Origin of the sequence: Novosphingobium barchaimii LL02 (genome assembly GCF_001046635.1) — a bacterium.
Lineage (GTDB): Bacteria > Pseudomonadota > Alphaproteobacteria > Sphingomonadales > Sphingomonadaceae > Novosphingobium > Novosphingobium barchaimii.
This window is the reverse complement of sequence record NZ_KQ130452.1, coordinates 1,304,289-1,322,737: the sequence shown is the minus strand read 5'-3', so window position 1 is coordinate 1,322,737 and position 18,449 is coordinate 1,304,289. Positions and strand designations below refer to the sequence as shown.

Below are 18,449 nucleotides of genomic sequence, written 5' to 3'. Positions count from 1 at the left end.
ACCGTTCCGAGGCGAATCCCGGAACGGTCTCGTCCCGGATTTAGTGAGAAAGCTTTACGAGTGCGGTCGGGGCGGCTGCAGTGCGCGGATTGACCTTCCACGACAGCAACTTGCCGCCGGGAGCCGAAGAGGCCCCTTCGTCGGTGTTGTTGGCGAGGACCTCGCCGTTGGTGAACACTGCAAAGGTGCCGTCAGCCATGCTGGTTGGACCGTCATTGCCGGAGGCGCCATCCTGAGCCATCCCGGCCATCATGCCTGCCATCGCGCCGCTGCCGCTTTGAGGGCCAAATCCCGGTGCATCGATGCGCACGGTGCCATCTTGGCGGGCGAAGACCTGGATGAACGCGTTGCTCATCGGGAAGCCTTCAAAGGTGGGGAAGATGAAGTCATGGTCGATCTTGCCGGATATGGCGAAGTCGACGTCGAACTTTCCGTCGCCGAGATACTCGACCTTTTTCCAGCCTGCTTGACGGCGCAGCTTTTCGGCGAGTTCCTTTCCCGATTCGGGGTCGCTGGGGTCTATACCGCCCAGCAGCATCTTGGCGGCCTGCGCGTCGCTCTTTTTCTTTTCCGCGCGATTTTCTCCCCAGTCGGTTTTCTGCTGGGCCAGTTCATCGTCGCTGCAGGTGCGTTCCTCGAGGCTTTCCTCGTCGTGGCAGGAGGAGGGCTCGAATGCCGCATCCTTCTCGTTCTTCATCAGCGGGACCATCAGGATTTCACCGGTATAGCGGAAGGCGAAACTATGATCCTTCTTTAGGTCTAGCTGCGAATTGAACTTGCCCGGCGCGAAGATGCAGGCTGCAGCCAGCATCGCCAGCGCGGCCACTGCCACGGTGCGGCGGATCGGCAACCGATGTTTGGTGTCGTTCATGTTTTCCCCTCCATTGCCCGCTTCGGCGTCCGCCCCGGCCAGGGGCGGACGCTTCGCAACCTATTCGGTGACGCGAGTTGCCGCTGCATAAAGCGCGATAGCTGCCGCGTTGCTGACGTTAAGGCTCTCCATGGCATCGCTGATCGGTAACTTGGCGATCGCGTCGCAATGCTGGGTGATGTTGCGACGCATGCCGTCGCCTTCGGCGCCGAGCACCAGCGCTACGGGGCCGGCCGGCAGCGCCTCGCCCAAAGTCGATTCCGCTGCGCCGTCGAGCCCGATCCGCCAGTAACCGGCCTCGGCGATCTCCTCCAGCGCGCGGGCAAGGTTTACCACGCGTACCCAGGGAAGCACTTCCAGCGCGCCCGAGGCGGACTTCGCCAGCGTGCCCGATTCGACCGGAGCGTGCCGATCCTGCGTGACGATAGCGCAGGCATTGAACGCTGCCGCCGAGCGCATGATAGCACCCACGTTGTGCGGGTCGGTCACCTGGTCGAGCACGATGACGGGACGGGTTGGGTCGCCCTCCAGAACGTCGCCGAGAAAGATGTCGTCCAGCGGATCGCATTCGAGGACCAGACCCTGATGCGGCGCATCGCGTGCCACCAAGCGGGCGAGATCGGCGGCCTGGGCCCACTCGACCGCGAAATCGGCGGGAAGTTCGCCGTCGAGCGATTCGACGCCTTCACGAGTAGCCCACAGCTTGCGATGGACCCGGTCGGGGTTCTTGAGCGCTGCCTCGACGGCATGGCGGCCCCACAGGCGCACAGCCCCGGAACTAGCCTTGCCGCTGCCGCGGCCGTTCTTCATCCGGCCGGCCCGGCCACGCAGGGCCTTTGCCGGGCGGGCTTCGCGTTCGGGATCACCCCGTCCGCTGCCACGCTTGTTCATTCATAGTCCTTTCGAAAAACCGAATAATGCAAATTTCTTGCCCCCTCTGACAGGGAGGGCATTGACAGGCAAGGCTCGGTTCTACATAGGGCCGGCCTCTCGGCAACGAGGCCCCTTTCGGAGCTTCGACCAACGCCGGATTTTCCCGCTTTTGCGGTGATTTCCAGCAGCCAGCAACTGGTGTGGACAGGTGGCCGAGTGGTTAAAGGCAGCAGACTGTAAATCTGCCCGTGCAAGCGTACGCTGGTTCGAATCCAGCCCTGTCCACCACCATTTTTGCCTAGCCGTTCAGTCGGGACGGCAGCAGCCCCGCTCAAGGGCGCCCCAAAAAAAGCAGCACTACACTCGCATTTATCCGCAGCCGTGGTTTCTGTCAGGGAACGGCGTGAGGCCTGCGGCATTGCGGTACTTGTGTGCACTGTCTAGGTGAGAGCGATGCCCGGAGATATTCTCGATAATCAGGGTCGCGGCGAAGCGTCGTGGCAGTGGCCCTCCATTCACCCCGAAGGCCGCAAGTTCGGCGCCATAGCCGGCGTCATCGCGCTGATCGGCTGGATCCTGCTCGGCCCCTGGGTCGGCTGGCCGCTGGCAGTGCTGACGCTATGCGTGCTTGCCTTTTTCCGCGACCCCGTGCGCGTCACGCCGCAGGACGAGCGTGCGATTATCGCGCCGGCTGACGGCCTGGTCACGCTGATAGGCAAAGTTGCGCCGCCGCGTGAGCTTACCGTCGACGACGGCACTGGCTCGGCGCCGATGGCGTCCGAGCCGGTTACGCGCATCTCGATCTTCATGTCGGTGTTCGACGTTCACATTAACCGCACGCCGATTGCCGGCACGGTGAAGCGGGTGATCTACATCCCCGGCAAGTTCGTGAACGCGGATCTCGACAAGGCGAGCGAAGAGAACGAGCGTCAGCACATCCTGGTCGAGCGTAGCGACGGCCTGCGGATCTGCTTCACGCAGATCGCCGGCCTTGTCGCTCGCCGCATCGTGCCTTTCGTCAAGCCCGGTGATATTATCGCCTGCGGTCAGCGCATCGGCCTGATCCGTTTTGGCAGCCGCGTCGACGTCTATCTCCCCGCGGGCACCGAACCGAAGGTGCTGATGGGCCAGAAGATCATTGCCGGTGAAACCGTGCTCGCGCAGCTCGCAAGCTCGTCGGTGATCGAGGGCATCGCCCAGTGATCCCGGACCCGGGCTTGGAGGAAGAAGGTTCCATCGCAGGTGGCGGCGTACGCCGCCGGCTTGCGCCGGGGCTGTCGGTGCGCGCGATCGTGCCCAATGCGATCACCGTCGCTGCCTTGTGCTCGGGCCTTACCGGCATTCGTTTTGCTATCGACGGAAATTTCGACAAGTCGATCCTGGCGATCATCCTCGCCGGTGTGCTCGACGGTATCGACGGGCGCGCGGCGCGGTTGCTTAAGGCGCAGACACGTTTTGGTGCCGAACTCGACAGCCTTGCCGATTCCATCTCCTTCGGTGTCGCGCCGGCGTTGATCGTCTACCTTTGGACATTGAAAGCGATGCCCAGCTTAGGCTGGATCGCCGCGCTCGCCTTTGCGATTTGCTGCGTGCTGCGTCTGGCTCGTTTCAACTCCCGGCTCGACATGCTTGAACAGCCGCACAAGGCTGTCGGCTTCCTGACCGGTGTTCCCGCGCCGGTGGGCGCCGGTCTGGCTTTCTTGCCGATGTATCTGTGGATCGCCAGCGGCCGTACCGAATTCGCCAATCCCATCGCAGTCAGCTTGTGGATGGTGCTGAACGCTTTTCTGATGATCTCCAGTATTCCGACCCTGGGCTGGTCGCGAATGCGTCCGCCGGGATCATTGCGACTTGGCGTTCTTGCGCTGGTCGGGCTAACCGTCGCTTCGTTGCTGACGGAGACGTGGTTCACACTTGCGGCGATCACCATTGTCTATCTGCTGCTGATACCGGTCGGCCTGGTGACGTACGCCAAGGTCAGGCGGCAATCTCCATTGTCGGCCAGTCCAGTCCAGGACGATCTGCCGTACGGCGCGACGGACGCTTCCTGAGCGAAGCAAGCGCGGGCACTGCCACGCGCTCGATCATTTTCCATTCGATCATCATTGTAGCGGGGCAGGCTTCAAGCTGTGACCGCAGCGCCATTGCAGCCGGTGCGAAGCGGCGCAGGGTCGCCAGCAGCGTATACAACGATGCAATCGCGGCGAGGGCGAAGAGGCAGGTGGCAAATGCAGTCATGGCCATTCCTTTGAAACCGTCGCCCGGCGCCCGATCGGGCTGTGGACAGCTTGTGGAAAACGCGAATCTGTTCTATCAATGTTCTGTGAGTGCTTAGTTCCCCTTTTGTTCCACTCCTGTCAACCCGAAATCGTAGAATGCCGTTTCGCGTAAGAAGGCGGCGATCGGCATTTCCCTCGTAGTTAGCTAAGCCCACCGCAGGATGGTGCTTGTCCTCCATGACGCTTTACGCGGCGTGCGCCCGGTGCGGGAATTGGTGAAGGCGGTGCGTGACCGGCTTGGGGCGCATGTGACGGCGCAGACGTGCGCTAGGTGCCGCTGCTTCCTCAATGACCAAACTGCGGGTGTCCAGCGTTGCGACGTGGACGAGGGGGGGCTGGGAGGTTTCGGCGAGTTGTGCGCGTAGAGCCCGGATCACAGGAAGCGCGGCGACAGCGCTTTTCCAGATCGAGAGGAGCGCCGCGAGCGCCGCGATCGTGAACAGGGCAGGTGTAGCGATACTCATAACGAGCTACCTTCTTGCTTTAGTCGTCACCCCCGACTGGTCATTTGATTTTACAGCGAAAATTCGCCGCCCCTGATATTAGGATATGTTAACCAACTTATCACCAGGAATGCCTTGAGAAAACTCCTGGGAGAGGTTGGTTCCTCGCCAAACCCTTGATTTGCGCGGGAATCGCCTTTTTTGACGGCAGGACGACAATGCTTTGCGGTGAATTGGGGGTGGATTTTGGTAGGGAGTGGGGGTAAGGGCGGCCCCGCTTGCGAGATTCTTGCCGGATCGTCCGGTTCGACTCACACAGGCAATCCACATGGAAGGCGTTCATACCGGTGCCGCAGCGGATATCTCCGCACGGTTCCAGTCTTCCAGAGGTTCAACCGGAAAAGGAAATATCTATGGCGGCTCCCGTCGTTACCATGTCGCAGCTCATCGAAGCTGGCGCGCACTTCGGTCACCAGACCCACCGCTGGAACCCGCGCATGAAGCCGTACATCTTCGGCGCGCGCAACGGTATCCACATCATCGACCTGTCGCAGACCGTGCCGCTGTTCGCGCGCGCGCTCGACTTCGTGCAGTCGACCGTTCAGGCTGGCGGCAAGGTTCTGTTCGTCGGCACCAAGCGCCAGGCGCAGGAGCCGATCGCTCAGGCCGCACGCGCCTGCGGTCAGCACTTCGTCAATCACCGCTGGCTGGGCGGCATGCTCACCAACTGGAAGACCATTTCGGGTTCGATCAAGCGCTTCAAGGCTCTTGAAGAGCAGCTTGCTGGCGACACCGCCGGTCTGACCAAGAAGGAAGTCCTCCAGCTGACGCGCGAGCGCGACAAGCTCGAAGCATCGCTCGGCGGTATCCGCGACATGGGCGGCATTCCGGACGTGATGTTCGTGATCGACGCCAACAAGGAAGAGCTGGCCATCAAGGAAGCCAACGTCCTTGGCATCCCGGTCATCGCCGTGCTCGACACCAACGTGAACCCGCAGGGCATCTCGTTCCCGATCCCGGGTAACGACGACGCCAGCCGTGCCGTTCGCCTGTATTGCGAAGCGATCGCCAAGGCAGCGACCAAGGGCGGCCGTGAAGCCGTGATCGAAAGCGGCATCGACATCGGCGCGCTCGACGCACCGGTCGAAGAAGCCGTCGCCGAGACCACCGCGGCCTGATAGGCCCCCGGCCGACGACACTTTCGTCATGGAATTGTCGCGCGCCGGGTCCAATGGGCCTGGCGCGCTTCCATGTTCCGGGCTGTGGTTGCAGCTCTGGTAATTCAGAGGCCCGCCACGGGCCTCCACCCCAGCAAAGAGGATTTGAGCGATGGCTTATACCGCCGCCGACGTGAAGAACCTGCGCGAGCGCACTGGCGCCGGCATGATGGACTGCAAGAAGGCTCTCGACGAGACCAATGGCGACCTCGAAGCCGCCGTCGACGCGCTGCGCGCTCGCGGCCTGGCCGCTGCCGCCAAGAAGTCCAGCCGCACGGCCGCTGAAGGCCTTGTCGGCGTTGCCGTCACCGGCACCAAGGGCGTTGCTGTCGAAGTGAACTCCGAGACCGACTTCGTCGCCAAGAACGACCAGTTCCAGGACTTCGTGCGCAAGACCACCGAAGTCGCTCTGGGCGTGACCGGCAATGACGTCGAAGCTCTCAAGGCCGCTGCCTACCCCGATGGCGGCACCGTGTCGGACAAGCTGACCAACAACGTCGCGACCATCGGTGAGAACCAGCAGGTTCGCCGCCTGAAGACCGTCGAAGTGTCGCAGGGCCTCGTGGTTCCTTACATGCACAACGCCGCTGCACCGAACCTCGGCAAGATCGGCGTTCTCGTCGCTCTCGAATCGGAAGCTGCAACCGACGTGCTCGAAGCTCTGGGCAAGCAGATCGCGATGCACATTGCCGCTGCCTTCCCGCTGGCCCTCAACGCTGATGATCTCGACGCTGAACTGATCGAGCGCGAGCGCAAGATCGCCGCCGAAAAGGCTGCCGAATCGGGCAAGCCCGAAGCGGTCCAGGCCAAGATGGTCGACGGCGCGATCGCCAAGTACGCCAAGGAAAACGCTCTGCTTTCGCAGGTCTTCGTTCTCGACAACAAGACCCCAATTCAGCAGGTCGTCGACCAGGCTGGCAAGGACGCAGGCACGAAGATCGTCCTCAAGGACTACGTGCGCTTCCAGCTGGGCGAAGGCATCGAAAAGGAAGTCACCGACTTCGCGGCCGAAGTGGCTGCTGCCGTCGCAGGCTGATTTTTCCGCCTTCCTTCGGGAACGGACATGCGGGCCGGGGAGCGAAAGCTTCCCGGCCCGTTTCGTTTTTCGGCTCGGAGATCATGCGAGTCGGCCTGGTTAAAAACAAACATGATTGACTTCAATATGGGGCGGCGTAGCTTGCAACGCGGCCGGTGCGCCAAATGACGCCGGCATGAAGCAGGCCGGGCCCGCCGTCCGGTCATAATCGGAAGAGGTTCTCATGCGCATCGAACTCGATCCCCAGCCCCAGAACGCAATTCCCGATCTTTCGGTGCAATATTCGCCGGAGATCATCCGTGCCAGCGGCGCTTTCGCCATGGCTCCCTACCGCTATTCCAAACTGCCGCTGCGCCTGTTCGAGGCCTGCCGCATCGCTACCGCCGTCATCAACGGCTGCACGGTATGCATGAACTGGCGCGCCCAGCGCGACTTGCGCCTCCTTGGCGTCGAGGGCGGGGTGGTCGACCAATCGGAGGCGCCCGACGAGGCCATGTACCAAGCGGTGCTCAACGGCGACCTGAGCACGCTCAGCGAACGCGAGCGGCTTGCGGTGCAGTTTTCTCAGGCCATGGGCCAGGATCCGCGCGGGCTTGGGGAGGATGAGGCATTCTGGAGCAAGCTCAAGAGTGTCATGTCCGATGCCGAGATCGTCGACCTGACGCACTGTACGGCTGCGTGGATGGCCATGGGGCGGGTTGCGCATGTGCTCGGCGTGGATGCTGCCTGCTCGATCGGAGGGCCCCTGGCGGAGGCGGCTTGAGGGCAGGGGGCAAGGGAAGAAGCAAGGGAGCATAGCCCCCTGCACCCGCGTTAATGCCGTCGTTGTGCATGAAGCTATCGGAGGCGCTCATCGAAGGTGCGCGGGTGGGTTGCGCTTGCGGCGCAGGCCCCTTTCAGCCGTATGCCGGGGGTTCAGGTAGTATAAAGGGCTGCGGCGGCAAGCCTTTCTCGGCGTGAGTGCCCGGCGGATCTGCACCCGCAGCGTAGATGCAAACGAGGCCTGGGGCGATGGCCCCAGGTCTTCCTTGTTCTCTCAAATATCCCCTCCCACTGGCACGCGGTGAGGTGCAAGGGCCTTTAGGCGCGCTCTTCCCCTTGGCAACAGGCGCTGGCGCTCCTAAAGCCCGTGCCACCCATTCCCCCCAGGAGACCTAGCGGCATGTCATCCTCCCCCTACAAACGCGTCCTGCTCAAACTCTCGGGCGAGGTGCTTATGGGGAGCCAGCAGTTCGGCATCGATCCCGATTTCGTTGCAGAGCTGGCAAAGGAAGTGAAGGCAGCCAAGGAAACCGGCCTGGAGATCTGCCTGGTCATCGGCGGCGGCAATATCTTTCGCGGCATGGCGGGCGCCGCGCGCGGCATGGACCGGGCGCAGGCCGACTACATGGGCATGCTGGCCACCGTTATGAACGCGCTGGCGATGCAGAACGCGCTGGAGCAGATCGGCGTGGAAACGCGCGTGCAGTCCGCCGTGCAGATGGACCAGGTGTGTGAGCCGGTGATCCGCCGCCGAGCTGAGCGTCACCTTGAAAAGGGCCGCGTGGTGATCTTTGCCGCCGGTGTCGGCGCGCCGTATTTCACCACCGATTCAGGAGCAGCGCTGCGTGCCGCCGAGATGCGCTGCGATGCACTGCTCAAGGGCACCAGCGTCGACGGCATTTACGACAGCGATCCCAAGACCAATTCTGACGCCAAGCGTTACGACAGCGTCGACTACGATACCGTCCTTGCCGACAACCTGAAGGTTATGGACGCCTCCGCCGTGGCGCTGTGCCGCGACAACTCGATTCCGATCGTCGTGTTTTCGATCCGGGAGGAAGGCAACCTTGCCTCTGTCCTCGCCGGGGGCGGAACCAAGACGCTCGTCCAGAAGGGAGCCTGAATTATGGCCAAGTACGATAAGGCCGATCTCGAACGCCGCATGAAGGGCGCGATCGACTCGCTCAAGCACGACCTCTCGGGCCTTCGCACCGGCCGCGCCAATACCGCGCTGCTGGAGCCGATCACGGTGACCGTCTACGGCAGTTCGATGCCGATCACCTCGGTGGCGACGATCTCCGCGCCTGAGCCGCGCATGCTTTCGGTGCAGGTCTGGGACAAGTCGAATATCGGACCCGTCGAGAAGGCGATCCGCTCAGCTGGCCTGGGCCTCAACCCGATCAATGACGGCAACACCTTGCGCCTGCCGATCCCGGATCTGACCGAGGAGCGCCGCAAGGAACTCGCCAAGCTGGCCGGTTCTTATGCCGAAAAAGCCCGTATCGCCGTGCGTAACGTGCGCCGAGATGGTATCGAGAACCTGAAGGCCGATGAGAAGAAGAAGGAAATCTCGGAAGACGACCGCAAGCGCGGCGAAACCGAAGTCCAGAAGCTGACCGACGACATGATCAAGTCGCTCGACGAAGTGTTCGCGGGCAAGGAAAAGGAAATCCTCGGCAAGTGAGGTTTGATTGCCTCGGGGTGAGGGAGGCTTGATGGCCAAGGAGGAACCCGTACAGGCCCGTCATGTCGCCATTATTATGGATGGCAACGGGCGCTGGGCGAAGAAGCGCCACCTTCCGCGCGCGCTGGGCCACCAGCGCGGCGTGGAGGCGGTGCGCCGTGTCGTGCGGGGCGCGCGCGAGATGGGACTTGAGGCGCTGACCCTTTATGCCTTCTCGACCGAGAACTGGCGTCGGCCCGAGGAAGAGGTTTCCGACCTCATGGGGCTGATGAAGCGCTTCATCCTCTCCGACCTCGACGAATTCGCGAAAGCCGGGGTCCGACTGAAAATTATTGGCGATTACAAAGGCTTCCAGGCCGATGTTGTTGAGCTGGTGGAAGGCGCAATGGCGCGCACCGCCGGTAACACCGGAACCACGCTGGTCGTCGCGCTGAACTACGGCTCGCAGGACGAGATCGCTCGCGCCGCCGCCAAGGCGGCAGCAGAGGGCCCGATCACGCCCGAGAGCATCGCGGCGCACCTCGATACCGCCGACCTGCCGCCGCTTGATCTGTTGATCCGCACCTCGGGCGAAGTACGGCTGTCGAATTTCCTGCTGTGGCAGGCGGCTTACACCGAGATGCTGTTCACTGATGTGCTCTGGCCGGACTTCACCGCCGAGCATTTGCGCGACGCGCTGGAAGCTTTCTCTACCCGGGAGCGGCGCTATGGCGGACGCTGAACCTCCCAGGCGCAGGTCCGATCTAGGAATCAGGACGGCATCGGGGATCGTTATGGTTGTGGTCGCCGGTACGGCGCTGTGGCTGGGCGGGGCGGTGTGGATCGCCTTCGTCTGCGCGATCTCCGTCGGTGTGCTCTATGAGTGGATCCGGATGGCGCGCCGCGCAGTTCCGGGGCCGGGCGGGCGTGCCGCCTGGAACTTCGCGGGCATGCTCTATGTCGGCATCGGCGCGGCCATGCTGCTGTTCCTGCACAACGATGCCTTTACCTTGGCGCCGGTCATGACGCTGCTCTCGGCGGTCATAGCCGTGGACGTGGGCGCTTATTTCACGGGCCGCACGTTGCGCGGACCCAAGATTGCGCCGGCGATCAGTCCCTCCAAGACCTGGTCGGGCCTTATGGGCGGCGCCATCGGCGCCACGCTGGCGCTTTTCACGGCAGCGCGGCTCTGGCAGGAAGGCGCGATCTGGCTCACACCGCGAGGTGCTGCTGCCGATGCGGTTTCATGCTTCGGGACGCATCCGTGCTGGTATGCGAACGCTGGCGCCGCGCCGCTGTTCGCGACATGCCTGATGACCGGCATCCTTGTTGCCGTCTGCGCGCAGGCCGGCGATTTCTTCGAAAGCTGGATGAAGCGCCGCGCTGGCCTGAAGGATTCGGGCAACCTGATCCCCGGACACGGCGGCTTCTTCGACCGCGCTGACGGCTTGCTGGCGGTGCTGTTCGTGCTAGGGCTGATGATCCTGTTCCAGCCGCGATGAGGTCCATGCGTACTCTTTCCGTTCTAGGCGCCACCGGTTCGATCGGCGCCTCGACACTTGATCTCGTCCGCCGCAATCGCAGCGATTGGCGAGTGGTCGCGTTGACGGCGCATTCCAACGCCGCCGAACTCGCACGCCTGGCGCATGAATTCGGCGCCCAAATCGCGGTAGTCGCCGACGAAGAGCACCTGCCGGCCCTGCAAGAAGCGCTCGCTGGTTCAGGCATCGAGGCTGCAGGCGGCCCTGCCGCTTTGATCGAGGCCGCTGCTCGCGGCGCCGAGATGACCGTTGCGGCCATCGTCGGCTGCGCGGGCCTCGCGCCGACGATGGCGGCGATTGAGCAGGGCGGCGTGATCGCACTCGCCAACAAGGAAGCGCTCGTTTCCGCGGGCGACGTGATGATGGCCGCAGTCGCCCACCACGGCGCTACGCTGCTGCCGGTCGATTCGGAACACAACGCGATCTTCCAGTGCCTGTCCGGAGGCGATGCCGCCGACGTGCGCTGGATCACTCTGACCGCCAGCGGCGGGCCGTTCCGCGACTGGTCGTGGGAGCGCCTCATGGCCGCTACGCCGGCTGAGGCGGTACGCCATCCCAACTGGGACATGGGCGCCAAGATCAGCGTCGATTCGGCGACGATGTTCAACAAGGGCCTCGAACTGATCGAGGCACACCACCTGTTCCCGGTTGGGTTGGATAAGCTGCGGATCATCGTCCATCCGCAATCGGTGGTCCATTCGATGGTGGAATACCGCGATGGCTCCACGCTGGCGCAGCTCGGTCCGTCCGACATGCGCGTGCCGATCGCTTCTGCGCTGGCATGGCCGCGTCGCATGGACACGCCCTGCGCCCCGCTCGACCTTGCGGAAATCGGCGAGCTGACCTTCCGCAAGCCCGACGAAGAGCGTTTTCCCGCCACCCGTCTGGCGCGCGAAGCGGCACTGGCGGGCGGGGCGGTTCCGGCTGTGCTGAACGCAGCCAACGAGATCGCGGTTGCCGCATTCCTGGCCGGTCACATTTCGTTCACCCGTATTGCGGCACAAGTGGAAGACGTACTTGGTTCCTACGCACCACCTGCGCCAGGTTGCCTCTCCGATGTCCTCGACGTAGACACTGAGGCAAGGGCGAGGGCGCGCATGCTCTTGAACAGCCCATGATGAAAGATTGATCGCTTGACCGGATCACCAGGACTTCTGACAACGATCTTCGCCTTTCTCCTGGTGCTGGGCCCGCTGGTCCTGATCCATGAGTTGGGACATTATCTGGTAGGCCGCCTGTTCGGCGTGAAGGCTGATGCGTTTTCGATCGGCTTCGGCAAGGAACTGGCTGGATGGACCGACAGGCGCGGTACTCGCTGGAAGCTTTCGGCGTTGCCGCTGGGCGGCTATGTCCAGTTCGCGGGCGACATGAACCCGTCGAGCGCGCCAAGCGCACGCGACGACGGTCTCACCCCGCAGGAACGCGCGCAGACCTTCCACGCCAAGCCGTTGTGGCAGCGCGCGCTGATCGTGCTCGCCGGGCCGATGACCAACCTGATCCTGTGCGTGGCGATCTTCGCCGGGTTCTACGCGGTCTATGGCCGCGTTGTCGCCGACGCCGAGGTTAGCGGCTTCTCGCAAAATTCTCCCGCCGAGAAGGCCGGCCTGCGCCTGGGCGACCGCATCGTCGCCATAGATGGCGAAAAGATCGACAGCGCCACCGAGATCGGTGATCACACAGCCTACTTCCCCGGCAAGACGATCTCCGTCGCGGTGACACGGGAAGGCCGTACGATTGTCGTGCCGGTCACGCTGGCCTCGCTGGAACTGAGCGACAAGTTCGGTAACAAGGCCCGGGTCGGCAATCTCGGCGTCGAACTGATGCCGGCACTGGTCGGCGGTTTCTACGGCGAATCACCAGCGGAAAAAGCCGGTATCGAGCTGGGCGACCGTATCCTTGCCGTAAACGGCACTCCTGTCGCCGGTTTTGGCGACATCCCGCGTCTGATCCGCCCCAACGCCGGGCAGACCGTTCAGGTCACCGTGCGCCGTGGCGGTCAGGTCCTCTCCATCCCGGTCGCGATCACGGCGGGCACCATCACCGACGAGCAGGGCAAGGTCGAGAAAGTCGGCCAGATCGGCGTGCGCGCCGGCCGGCTTGAACAGGTCGATCCGCTGCGTGCGGTGGGTCTTGGTGTCAACCAGAGCTTCAAGGTCATGGGGACGATGGCCACCGGTATCGCGCAAATCTTCACCGGCGATCGATCGGTGCGCGAACTGGGCGGGCCGGTCAAGATCGCCCAATATTCGGGCCAGCAGTTCAGCCTTGGCTGGGAAGCCTTTGTGAGCTTCGCGGCGCTGATTTCGATTAACTTGGCATTCATCAACCTCCTGCCAATTCCTGGCCTCGACGGCGGGCACCTGGCTTTCTACGCGGCCGAACTGGTCCGTCGCAGGCCGCTGGGTGCGCGCAGTCAGGAATGGGCGATCCGTACGGGCGTGGCATTGGTGCTCGCGCTCATGGTCTTCGTCACGGTCAGCGATCTGGCTCAGCTCCCGATTTTCGGGGGATAGCCTGGAGGTTTTCACTAGCGATCACATTGTTGCCGGGTTTTGTCTGCTTGATCGGATGCGCTCCATCGGGCAGATGGCTGCGATTACCTGCGGGTTTGGTGCGCGCCCGTTGCCCGGTTTGGCCGGGAGTGATCAGTTTTTCTCGCGAAAGCGAATACGGGAATTTGCGTAGAATGATCGGACGGGAAATGGTTCGCTGGACTGACGGAGGCCGTGCCTCGCAGCTCGCGGCGGTGCTGATGGGGACCACGATCCTCGCGGGTGTCCCCGCCGACGCCTTGGCCCAGGTAGCGCCAAAGGCTTCGGCTTCGAAGACCGCTGCGCCGAAGGCAGCTGCACCGAAGGCTGCCACGGTAGCCCCTGTGGCCGATCCTGATGCCGGTGCGGTTCCGATCGTGACCATCCAGGTCAAGGGATCGGAACGTCTCGAGCCGCAGACGGTGCTGTCCTACATCAAGATGCGCGTAGGCCAGCCTTACACCAAGGCTACTGCTGACGCCGCGCTCAAGGACCTTTATTCGACCGAGCTGTTCAAGGATGTCCAGATCAATAACGACGGCGGCGTCGTTGTTATCCAGGTTCAGGAAAACCCGGTCGTCAACCGCATCATCCTTGAGGGCAACAAGCGCATCAAGGACGACAAGATCCTGCCCGAGATCAAGGTTTCGCCGCGCCAAATCTTCACGCGTTCGAAAATTCGCGCCGACGTTGCGCGCATCATCGAGCTGTACAAGCGCCAGGGGCGCTACGCCGCGACGGTTGAGCCGAAGATGGTCTCGCTCGACCAGAACCGCGTCGACATCGTCTTCGAGATCACCGAGGGCGACAAGTCCAAGGTTCGCCAAATCAACATCATTGGCAACGAACACTTCTCCGACGGCGAACTTCGCGGCGAGATGGTGACGAAGCAGGCGCGTTTCACTCGCCTGTTCAGTTCGGGCACCAGCTATGACCCCGACCGCATGGCCTTTGACCAGCAGAAGCTGCGCCAGTTTTACCTGACGCAGGGTTATGCCGATTTCCGTGTGGTTTCGGCTGTGGCCGAACTTACGCCGGACAAGAAGGACTTCATCATCACTTACGTGGTGGAAGAAGGTCAGCGCTACAAGTTCGGCGACGTCAAGGTCGAGAGCCAACTGCGCGACTTCGACGGCGAAAAGATGGCCAAGAACCTCGTCATGCATAAGGGCGACTGGTACAACGCCAAGCAGGTCGAAGACACGATCGAGGGCCTGAACGAAACCGCCGGTGCTTTCGGCTACGCTTTCGCCGACGTGCGTCCGCAGTACGACCGCGACAAGGAAAACCTCACCATGGGGTTGACCTTTGTGATCCAGGAAGCGCCGCGTGTCTATGTCGAGCGTATCGACATCAACGGCAACACGCTGACCCAGGACAAGGTGATCCGCCGCGAGTTCCGCCTTGCCGAAGGCGACGCGTTCAACTCTCTGCAGGTCAAGCGTTCGACCAACCGCATCAAGTCGCTCGGCTACTTCCAGGAGAAGTTTGAGGTCGAGCAGAAGCCCGGGGCCGCCGAGGATCGCATTATCCTCGAAGCCAATGTCGAGGAGAAGCCTACCGGCGAACTTCAGCTTTCGGCCGGTTTTTCCAGCCTTGAAAGCTTTATCTTCCAGGCATCGATCCGTCAGCGCAACTTCCGTGGCCGGGGCCAGACAGTCGGCCTGTCGGGCAGTCTTTCGCGCTATTCGAAGAGCGTCGAGGCTAGCTTCGTCGAGCCATATCTGTTCGACAAGAACATCTCGCTGGGCGTCGACATTTATCGCCGCGATTACAACAGCTTCAACTTCCAGAACTCGGATCGCAATACGACCTACGAGCAGTCCACCACCGGTTTCCAGGTCCGTGCCGGCGTACCTCTGACCGAATACCTGACCGCCGTGGGCCGTTACACGCTCAACTACGACGACGTCGGTCTGGGCAGCGAGTACTTCACTGCCGACGGCTCCTGCGATCCGCTGGTCGCGGGCCGTTATCTGTGCGACGCAATCGGCAAGCGCCTGTCCTCGATCGTCGGCCTTTCGTTGATCTACGACACGCTCGACAACCGTCAGCGTCCGACGCGCGGGTTCACTGCCTCCGTCAACGTCGATTTCGCGGGCCTTGGCGGGGATGTGAAGTATGCGCGCCTGCGCGGCAACGCCTCGAAGTTCTTCAACCTGGGCAAGGGCTTCATCTTCTCGCTCTCGGCTGAGGGCGGTGTGATCAAGGGCCTGGCCGGCGATGACGTGCGCCTGACCGATCGTTTCTACCTCGGCGAGCCGCAGATTCGCGGTTTCGGTATCCGCGGCGTTGGTCCGCGCGTTTTGCGCAAGTACATCACTGACGGCGTGGTCTCCACCAAGCGCAGCGACTGGCAGGACGATGCGCTGGGCGGCAATTATTACTACATGGGCCGCGCCGAAATGGAGATCCCGCTGGGTTCCGGCGCGCGTGAGATGGGCCTGCGCCCCTCGATCTTCGCAGACATCGGCGCGGTGTGGGGCGTCAAGGAACCCAAGCTGACGCAGTGCGAGACGGGCTGTACTCCGCTCTACACGCAGACTAATGCCGATGGTTCGACGACGACCACGACTTCCGCCGTCAACAGCACGACCAACCAGGCCAACGTGGCTACCGGGACTTTCCAGTACAACTTCATCGAGGAGTTCGTCGGCGATACCTGGAAGCCGCGTGTCGCTATTGGCATTGGCGTGAACTGGAACTCGCCTTTCGGCCCATTCCGCATCGATTTCTCGCGCGCACTCCTCAAGGAGGATGGCGATCGTTCCAAGACCTTTACTTTCAACGTGGGAACACAATTCTGATGAGCACCATGACCAAGTCCGTTGCCCTGGCCGCTGGCCTCGCTCTCACCGCCGTCGCTGCGCAGCCCGCACTTGCCGCCAAGGCTGCTCCGGCAGCCGCATCAAGCACCGGCGGCACGATCGTCCAGGGTCTTGGCGTCGCCAGCTTCGATGCCGTGATCGCCAACTCGAACGCCTACAAGGCCGCCGAAACCGCGCGCCAGACCACCTACAAGGCCCAGTTCGACCAGGCCCAGACGCGCAACACCGCGCTCAACGCCCAGATCAAGCCGCTGGTCGACAAGTTCAACGCCGACCGCCAGGGCGGCAAGGTCGCCCAGGCATCGCTTGAGCAGCAGGCCGGCGCGATCCAGCAGATGCAGGAGGGCGGCAAGGCCGAACTGCAGCGCATCCTGCAGCCGGTCGGTCTCTCGCAGGCCTACGTGAACGAGCAGATCGAAGACAAGCTAAACGACGCGGTCAAGGCGGCGATGACGAAGAAGAACGTCTCGATCCTGATCTCGCCCGACGCGATCCTGGCGGTCAACGGCGGTGCCTACAATCTCAACCAGGACATCCTGAACGAGCTGAACACCGCGCTGCCTTCCGCGCAGCTGGTTCCGCCCGCTGGTTGGGAACCGCGCCAAGTTCGTGAACAGCGCGCACAGGCCGCTGGTCAGCAGGCTCCGTCCGCACCCGCCACCGCACCCACCGGCCGCTGATAAGAGCGGAATCCGGGCATGAGCGATACTACCGAGACGGTCTACGATACCGCGAAGATCCTGGCGGCGCTTCCGCACCGCTACCCGATGCTGCTCGTCGACCGTGTGGTTTCCATCTCCGAGGAGGAGGGGATCCATGCGGTCAAGGCGGTCAGTTTCAACGAGGACTTCTTCCAGGGGCACTTCCCCGGCCGTCCGATCATGCCCGGCGTTCTCCAGATCGAGGCGCTGGCGCAGGCAGCAGGCATTCTCGCCATCGAGAGCCTGGGCCTCGCCGGAACCGGCAAGCTGGTCTACTTCATGGCGATCGAGGAAGCGAAATTCCGCGCTCCTGTCACTCCGGGTCATCTGCTTACCCTGCGGGCGGGCTTCGTCCAGAAGCGCTCGCGGGTCTGCAAGTTCTGGGGCAAGGCCTCGATCGACGACAAGGTGACCTGCGACGTCAACTTTACGGCGATGATCGCCGACGCTTGATGGGCAGGGGCGGTTTCGGTCGCGGGCGCCGCCCGGATCAGGACTCCGCCCTTGCCTTTGGGCACCCTTGCCTGTAAGGGGCCCGCTTTCCGAGGCAGGCCGGTCGGAACCGGCCATATGCGAAAGATTTGTACCATGAAGGCCGATACGCATCCCGACTACCACATGATCACGGTCCAGATGACCGATGGTACCACCTTCCAGACCCGCTCCACCTGGGGCAAGGAAGGCGACACGCTGGTTCTCGACATCGATCCGTCCTCGCACCCGGCATGGACCGGCGGCAAGGCGCAGCTGCAGGATGGCGGCCGCGTTGCCCAGTTCAACAAGCGTTTCGGCGGTCTCTCGCTCAACAAGAAGTGAGGCGCGGCGGCCTTCGGGTCGCGCGCAAACCATCAGACACGAAGAAGGCGGTCCCCCGGGGCCGCCTTTTTTGTTTCCTACCGGCGCTCAGGAACTTTCCCTGCGGCGGCGCGATTGCCTTTCGCGTGCGGCACTTTACGCTTGCTGTACACAAAATGGGGAAGGGCTCTGTTCGTGTCCCTTTTTGAAGATCGCCGCGATGATCCACGTCCGCCGCAGCGCTCTTGAGCCAAATGGGCCGACACCGGCCCGGAACCGGAGATACCGATGACCCGAACCTCGCGCTTTCTTGCCGCATCCGCCGCCAGCCTCGTCATGCTGTCCATGGCCGGTACGTGTAACGCAGCGGCCGAGCATGCTCACGCCGCTGTCGCTTCCGCCGCTGCGCCGGCCGCTGCTGCAGCGCCAGCGCCTGCCGACAAAATGGTCCATGCCGACGTGATTGGCCTCGATGGCAAATCGCTTGGCATGGTCATGCTCCAGGAGACGCCTGCCGGTGTTCTCGTCAGCACTGACCTCAAGGGCCTGCCCGAAGGCAACCATGGCTTCCACTTCCATCAGAAGGGCCTGTGCGACACGGCCGAGAAGTTCAACACCTCGGGGGGACACTTCGCGGGCGGTGATCATCAGCATGGTTACATGGTCATGAAGGGGCCTCATGGCGGTGACATGCCCAACCAGCACGTCGGCCCTGATGGCATGCTCAAGACGCAGATCCTCAATACCGGCGTCACGCTGTCCCCGGGCCCCAAGTCGTTGTTCGATGCGGACGGCACTGCGCTGGTGATCCACGCCGGGGTCGACGACTACACCAGCCAGCCCGCCGGCAACGCGGGCGGGCGAATCGCTTGCGGCGTAATCAGCAAGGCGCAGTAATCCGTCGGATCG

At 62.9% G+C, this 18,449-nt stretch carries 19 protein-coding genes and 1 tRNA gene; 17 read left to right on the top strand and 3 right to left on the bottom strand.

Going from position 1 to position 18,449, the window contains the following annotated elements:
• Positions 1–40: 40 nt before the first annotated feature.
• Positions 41–871 carry a hypothetical protein gene (locus V474_RS06465; RefSeq protein WP_059150621.1) on the bottom strand — a complete coding sequence of 277 codons (831 nt, stop codon included), beginning with the start codon at positions 869–871 and terminating at the stop codon, positions 41–43.
• 60 nt (positions 872–931) lie between these two features.
• Entirely contained in the window at positions 932–1,762 is an 831-nt protein-coding gene (locus tag V474_RS06460) for a TrmH family RNA methyltransferase (RefSeq protein WP_059150620.1), read from the bottom strand.
• Positions 1,763–1,946: 184 nt separating this feature from the next.
• Here V474_RS06460 and V474_RS06455 point away from each other — a divergent pair.
• From V474_RS06455 to pssA, 3 genes are all read left to right on the top strand, one after another.
• A tRNA-Tyr gene (locus V474_RS06455) sits at positions 1,947–2,032 on the top strand.
• Between the two features lie 165 nt (positions 2,033–2,197).
• Positions 2,198–2,947, top strand: coding sequence for a phosphatidylserine decarboxylase (locus tag V474_RS06450; RefSeq protein ID WP_059150619.1), 750 nt, complete (start codon positions 2,198–2,200; stop codon positions 2,945–2,947).
• 14 nt (positions 2,948–2,961) lie between these two features.
• The gene (pssA, locus tag V474_RS06445) at positions 2,962–3,795 is read left to right on the top strand and encodes a CDP-diacylglycerol--serine O-phosphatidyltransferase (protein WP_148649289.1); all 834 of its coding nucleotides are present in this window, start codon (positions 2,962–2,964) and stop codon (positions 3,793–3,795) included.
• Positions 3,796–4,208: 413 nt separating this feature from the next.
• On the opposite strand, the gene V474_RS06440 is transcribed toward pssA, so the two are convergent.
• Positions 4,209–4,487: a hypothetical protein gene (locus tag V474_RS06440; protein WP_059150617.1), complete on the bottom strand. Its 279-nt coding sequence runs from the start codon at positions 4,485–4,487 to the stop codon at positions 4,209–4,211.
• A 392-nt stretch (positions 4,488–4,879) separates the two neighbouring features.
• Between V474_RS06440 and rpsB the strand changes: the two genes are divergently transcribed.
• From rpsB to V474_RS06370, 14 genes are all read left to right on the top strand, one after another.
• Positions 4,880–5,644, top strand: coding sequence for a 30S ribosomal protein S2 (gene rpsB / locus V474_RS06435; protein WP_059150616.1), 765 nt, complete (start codon positions 4,880–4,882; stop codon positions 5,642–5,644).
• Positions 5,645–5,795: 151 nt separating this feature from the next.
• Entirely contained in the window at positions 5,796–6,719 is a 924-nt protein-coding gene (tsf, locus tag V474_RS06430) for a translation elongation factor Ts (protein ID WP_059150615.1), read from the top strand.
• Positions 6,720–6,942: 223 nt separating this feature from the next.
• Positions 6,943–7,482: a carboxymuconolactone decarboxylase family protein gene (locus tag V474_RS06425; protein ID WP_059150614.1), complete on the top strand. Its 540-nt coding sequence runs from the start codon at positions 6,943–6,945 to the stop codon at positions 7,480–7,482.
• Between the two features lie 399 nt (positions 7,483–7,881).
• Positions 7,882–8,604, top strand: coding sequence for a UMP kinase (gene pyrH / locus V474_RS06420; RefSeq protein WP_059150613.1), 723 nt, complete (start codon positions 7,882–7,884; stop codon positions 8,602–8,604).
• A 3-nt stretch (positions 8,605–8,607) separates the two neighbouring features.
• On the top strand, positions 8,608–9,165 hold the full coding sequence (gene frr, locus V474_RS06415; RefSeq protein WP_059150612.1) for a ribosome recycling factor: 558 nt from the start codon (positions 8,608–8,610) through the stop codon (positions 9,163–9,165).
• A gap of 31 nt (positions 9,166–9,196) precedes the next feature.
• Positions 9,197–9,886, top strand: a complete 690-nt coding sequence (gene uppS / locus V474_RS06410) for a polyprenyl diphosphate synthase (RefSeq protein ID WP_059150611.1) — start codon at positions 9,197–9,199, stop codon at positions 9,884–9,886.
• Positions 9,873–10,646, top strand: a complete 774-nt coding sequence (locus tag V474_RS06405) for a phosphatidate cytidylyltransferase (protein WP_059150610.1) — start codon at positions 9,873–9,875, stop codon at positions 10,644–10,646. Before uppS ends, V474_RS06405 begins: the two co-directional genes overlap by 14 nt.
• A gap of 5 nt (positions 10,647–10,651) precedes the next feature.
• Entirely contained in the window at positions 10,652–11,803 is a 1,152-nt protein-coding gene (locus tag V474_RS06400) for a 1-deoxy-D-xylulose-5-phosphate reductoisomerase (RefSeq protein WP_059150609.1), read from the top strand.
• 15 nt (positions 11,804–11,818) lie between these two features.
• Positions 11,819–13,198: an RIP metalloprotease RseP gene (rseP, locus tag V474_RS06395; protein WP_059150608.1), complete on the top strand. Its 1,380-nt coding sequence runs from the start codon at positions 11,819–11,821 to the stop codon at positions 13,196–13,198.
• 173 nt (positions 13,199–13,371) lie between these two features.
• Positions 13,372–16,023, top strand: coding sequence for an outer membrane protein assembly factor BamA (gene bamA, locus V474_RS06390; RefSeq protein ID WP_059150607.1), 2,652 nt, complete (start codon positions 13,372–13,374; stop codon positions 16,021–16,023).
• Positions 16,023–16,724, top strand: coding sequence for an OmpH family outer membrane protein (locus V474_RS06385; RefSeq protein WP_059150606.1), 702 nt, complete (start codon positions 16,023–16,025; stop codon positions 16,722–16,724). Before bamA ends, V474_RS06385 begins: the two co-directional genes overlap by 1 nt.
• Before the next feature lie 18 nt (positions 16,725–16,742).
• A complete protein-coding gene (gene fabZ / locus V474_RS06380; protein ID WP_059150605.1) occupies positions 16,743–17,198 on the top strand; it encodes a 3-hydroxyacyl-ACP dehydratase FabZ in 456 nt (151 codons plus the stop codon).
• A 135-nt stretch (positions 17,199–17,333) separates the two neighbouring features.
• The gene (gene rpmE, locus V474_RS06375; protein WP_043977573.1) at positions 17,334–17,561 is read left to right on the top strand and encodes a 50S ribosomal protein L31; all 228 of its coding nucleotides are present in this window, start codon (positions 17,334–17,336) and stop codon (positions 17,559–17,561) included.
• 267 nt (positions 17,562–17,828) lie between these two features.
• Positions 17,829–18,437, top strand: coding sequence for a superoxide dismutase family protein (locus tag V474_RS06370; protein WP_082699605.1), 609 nt, complete (start codon positions 17,829–17,831; stop codon positions 18,435–18,437).
• The last annotated feature ends 12 nt before the right edge of the window (positions 18,438–18,449 follow it).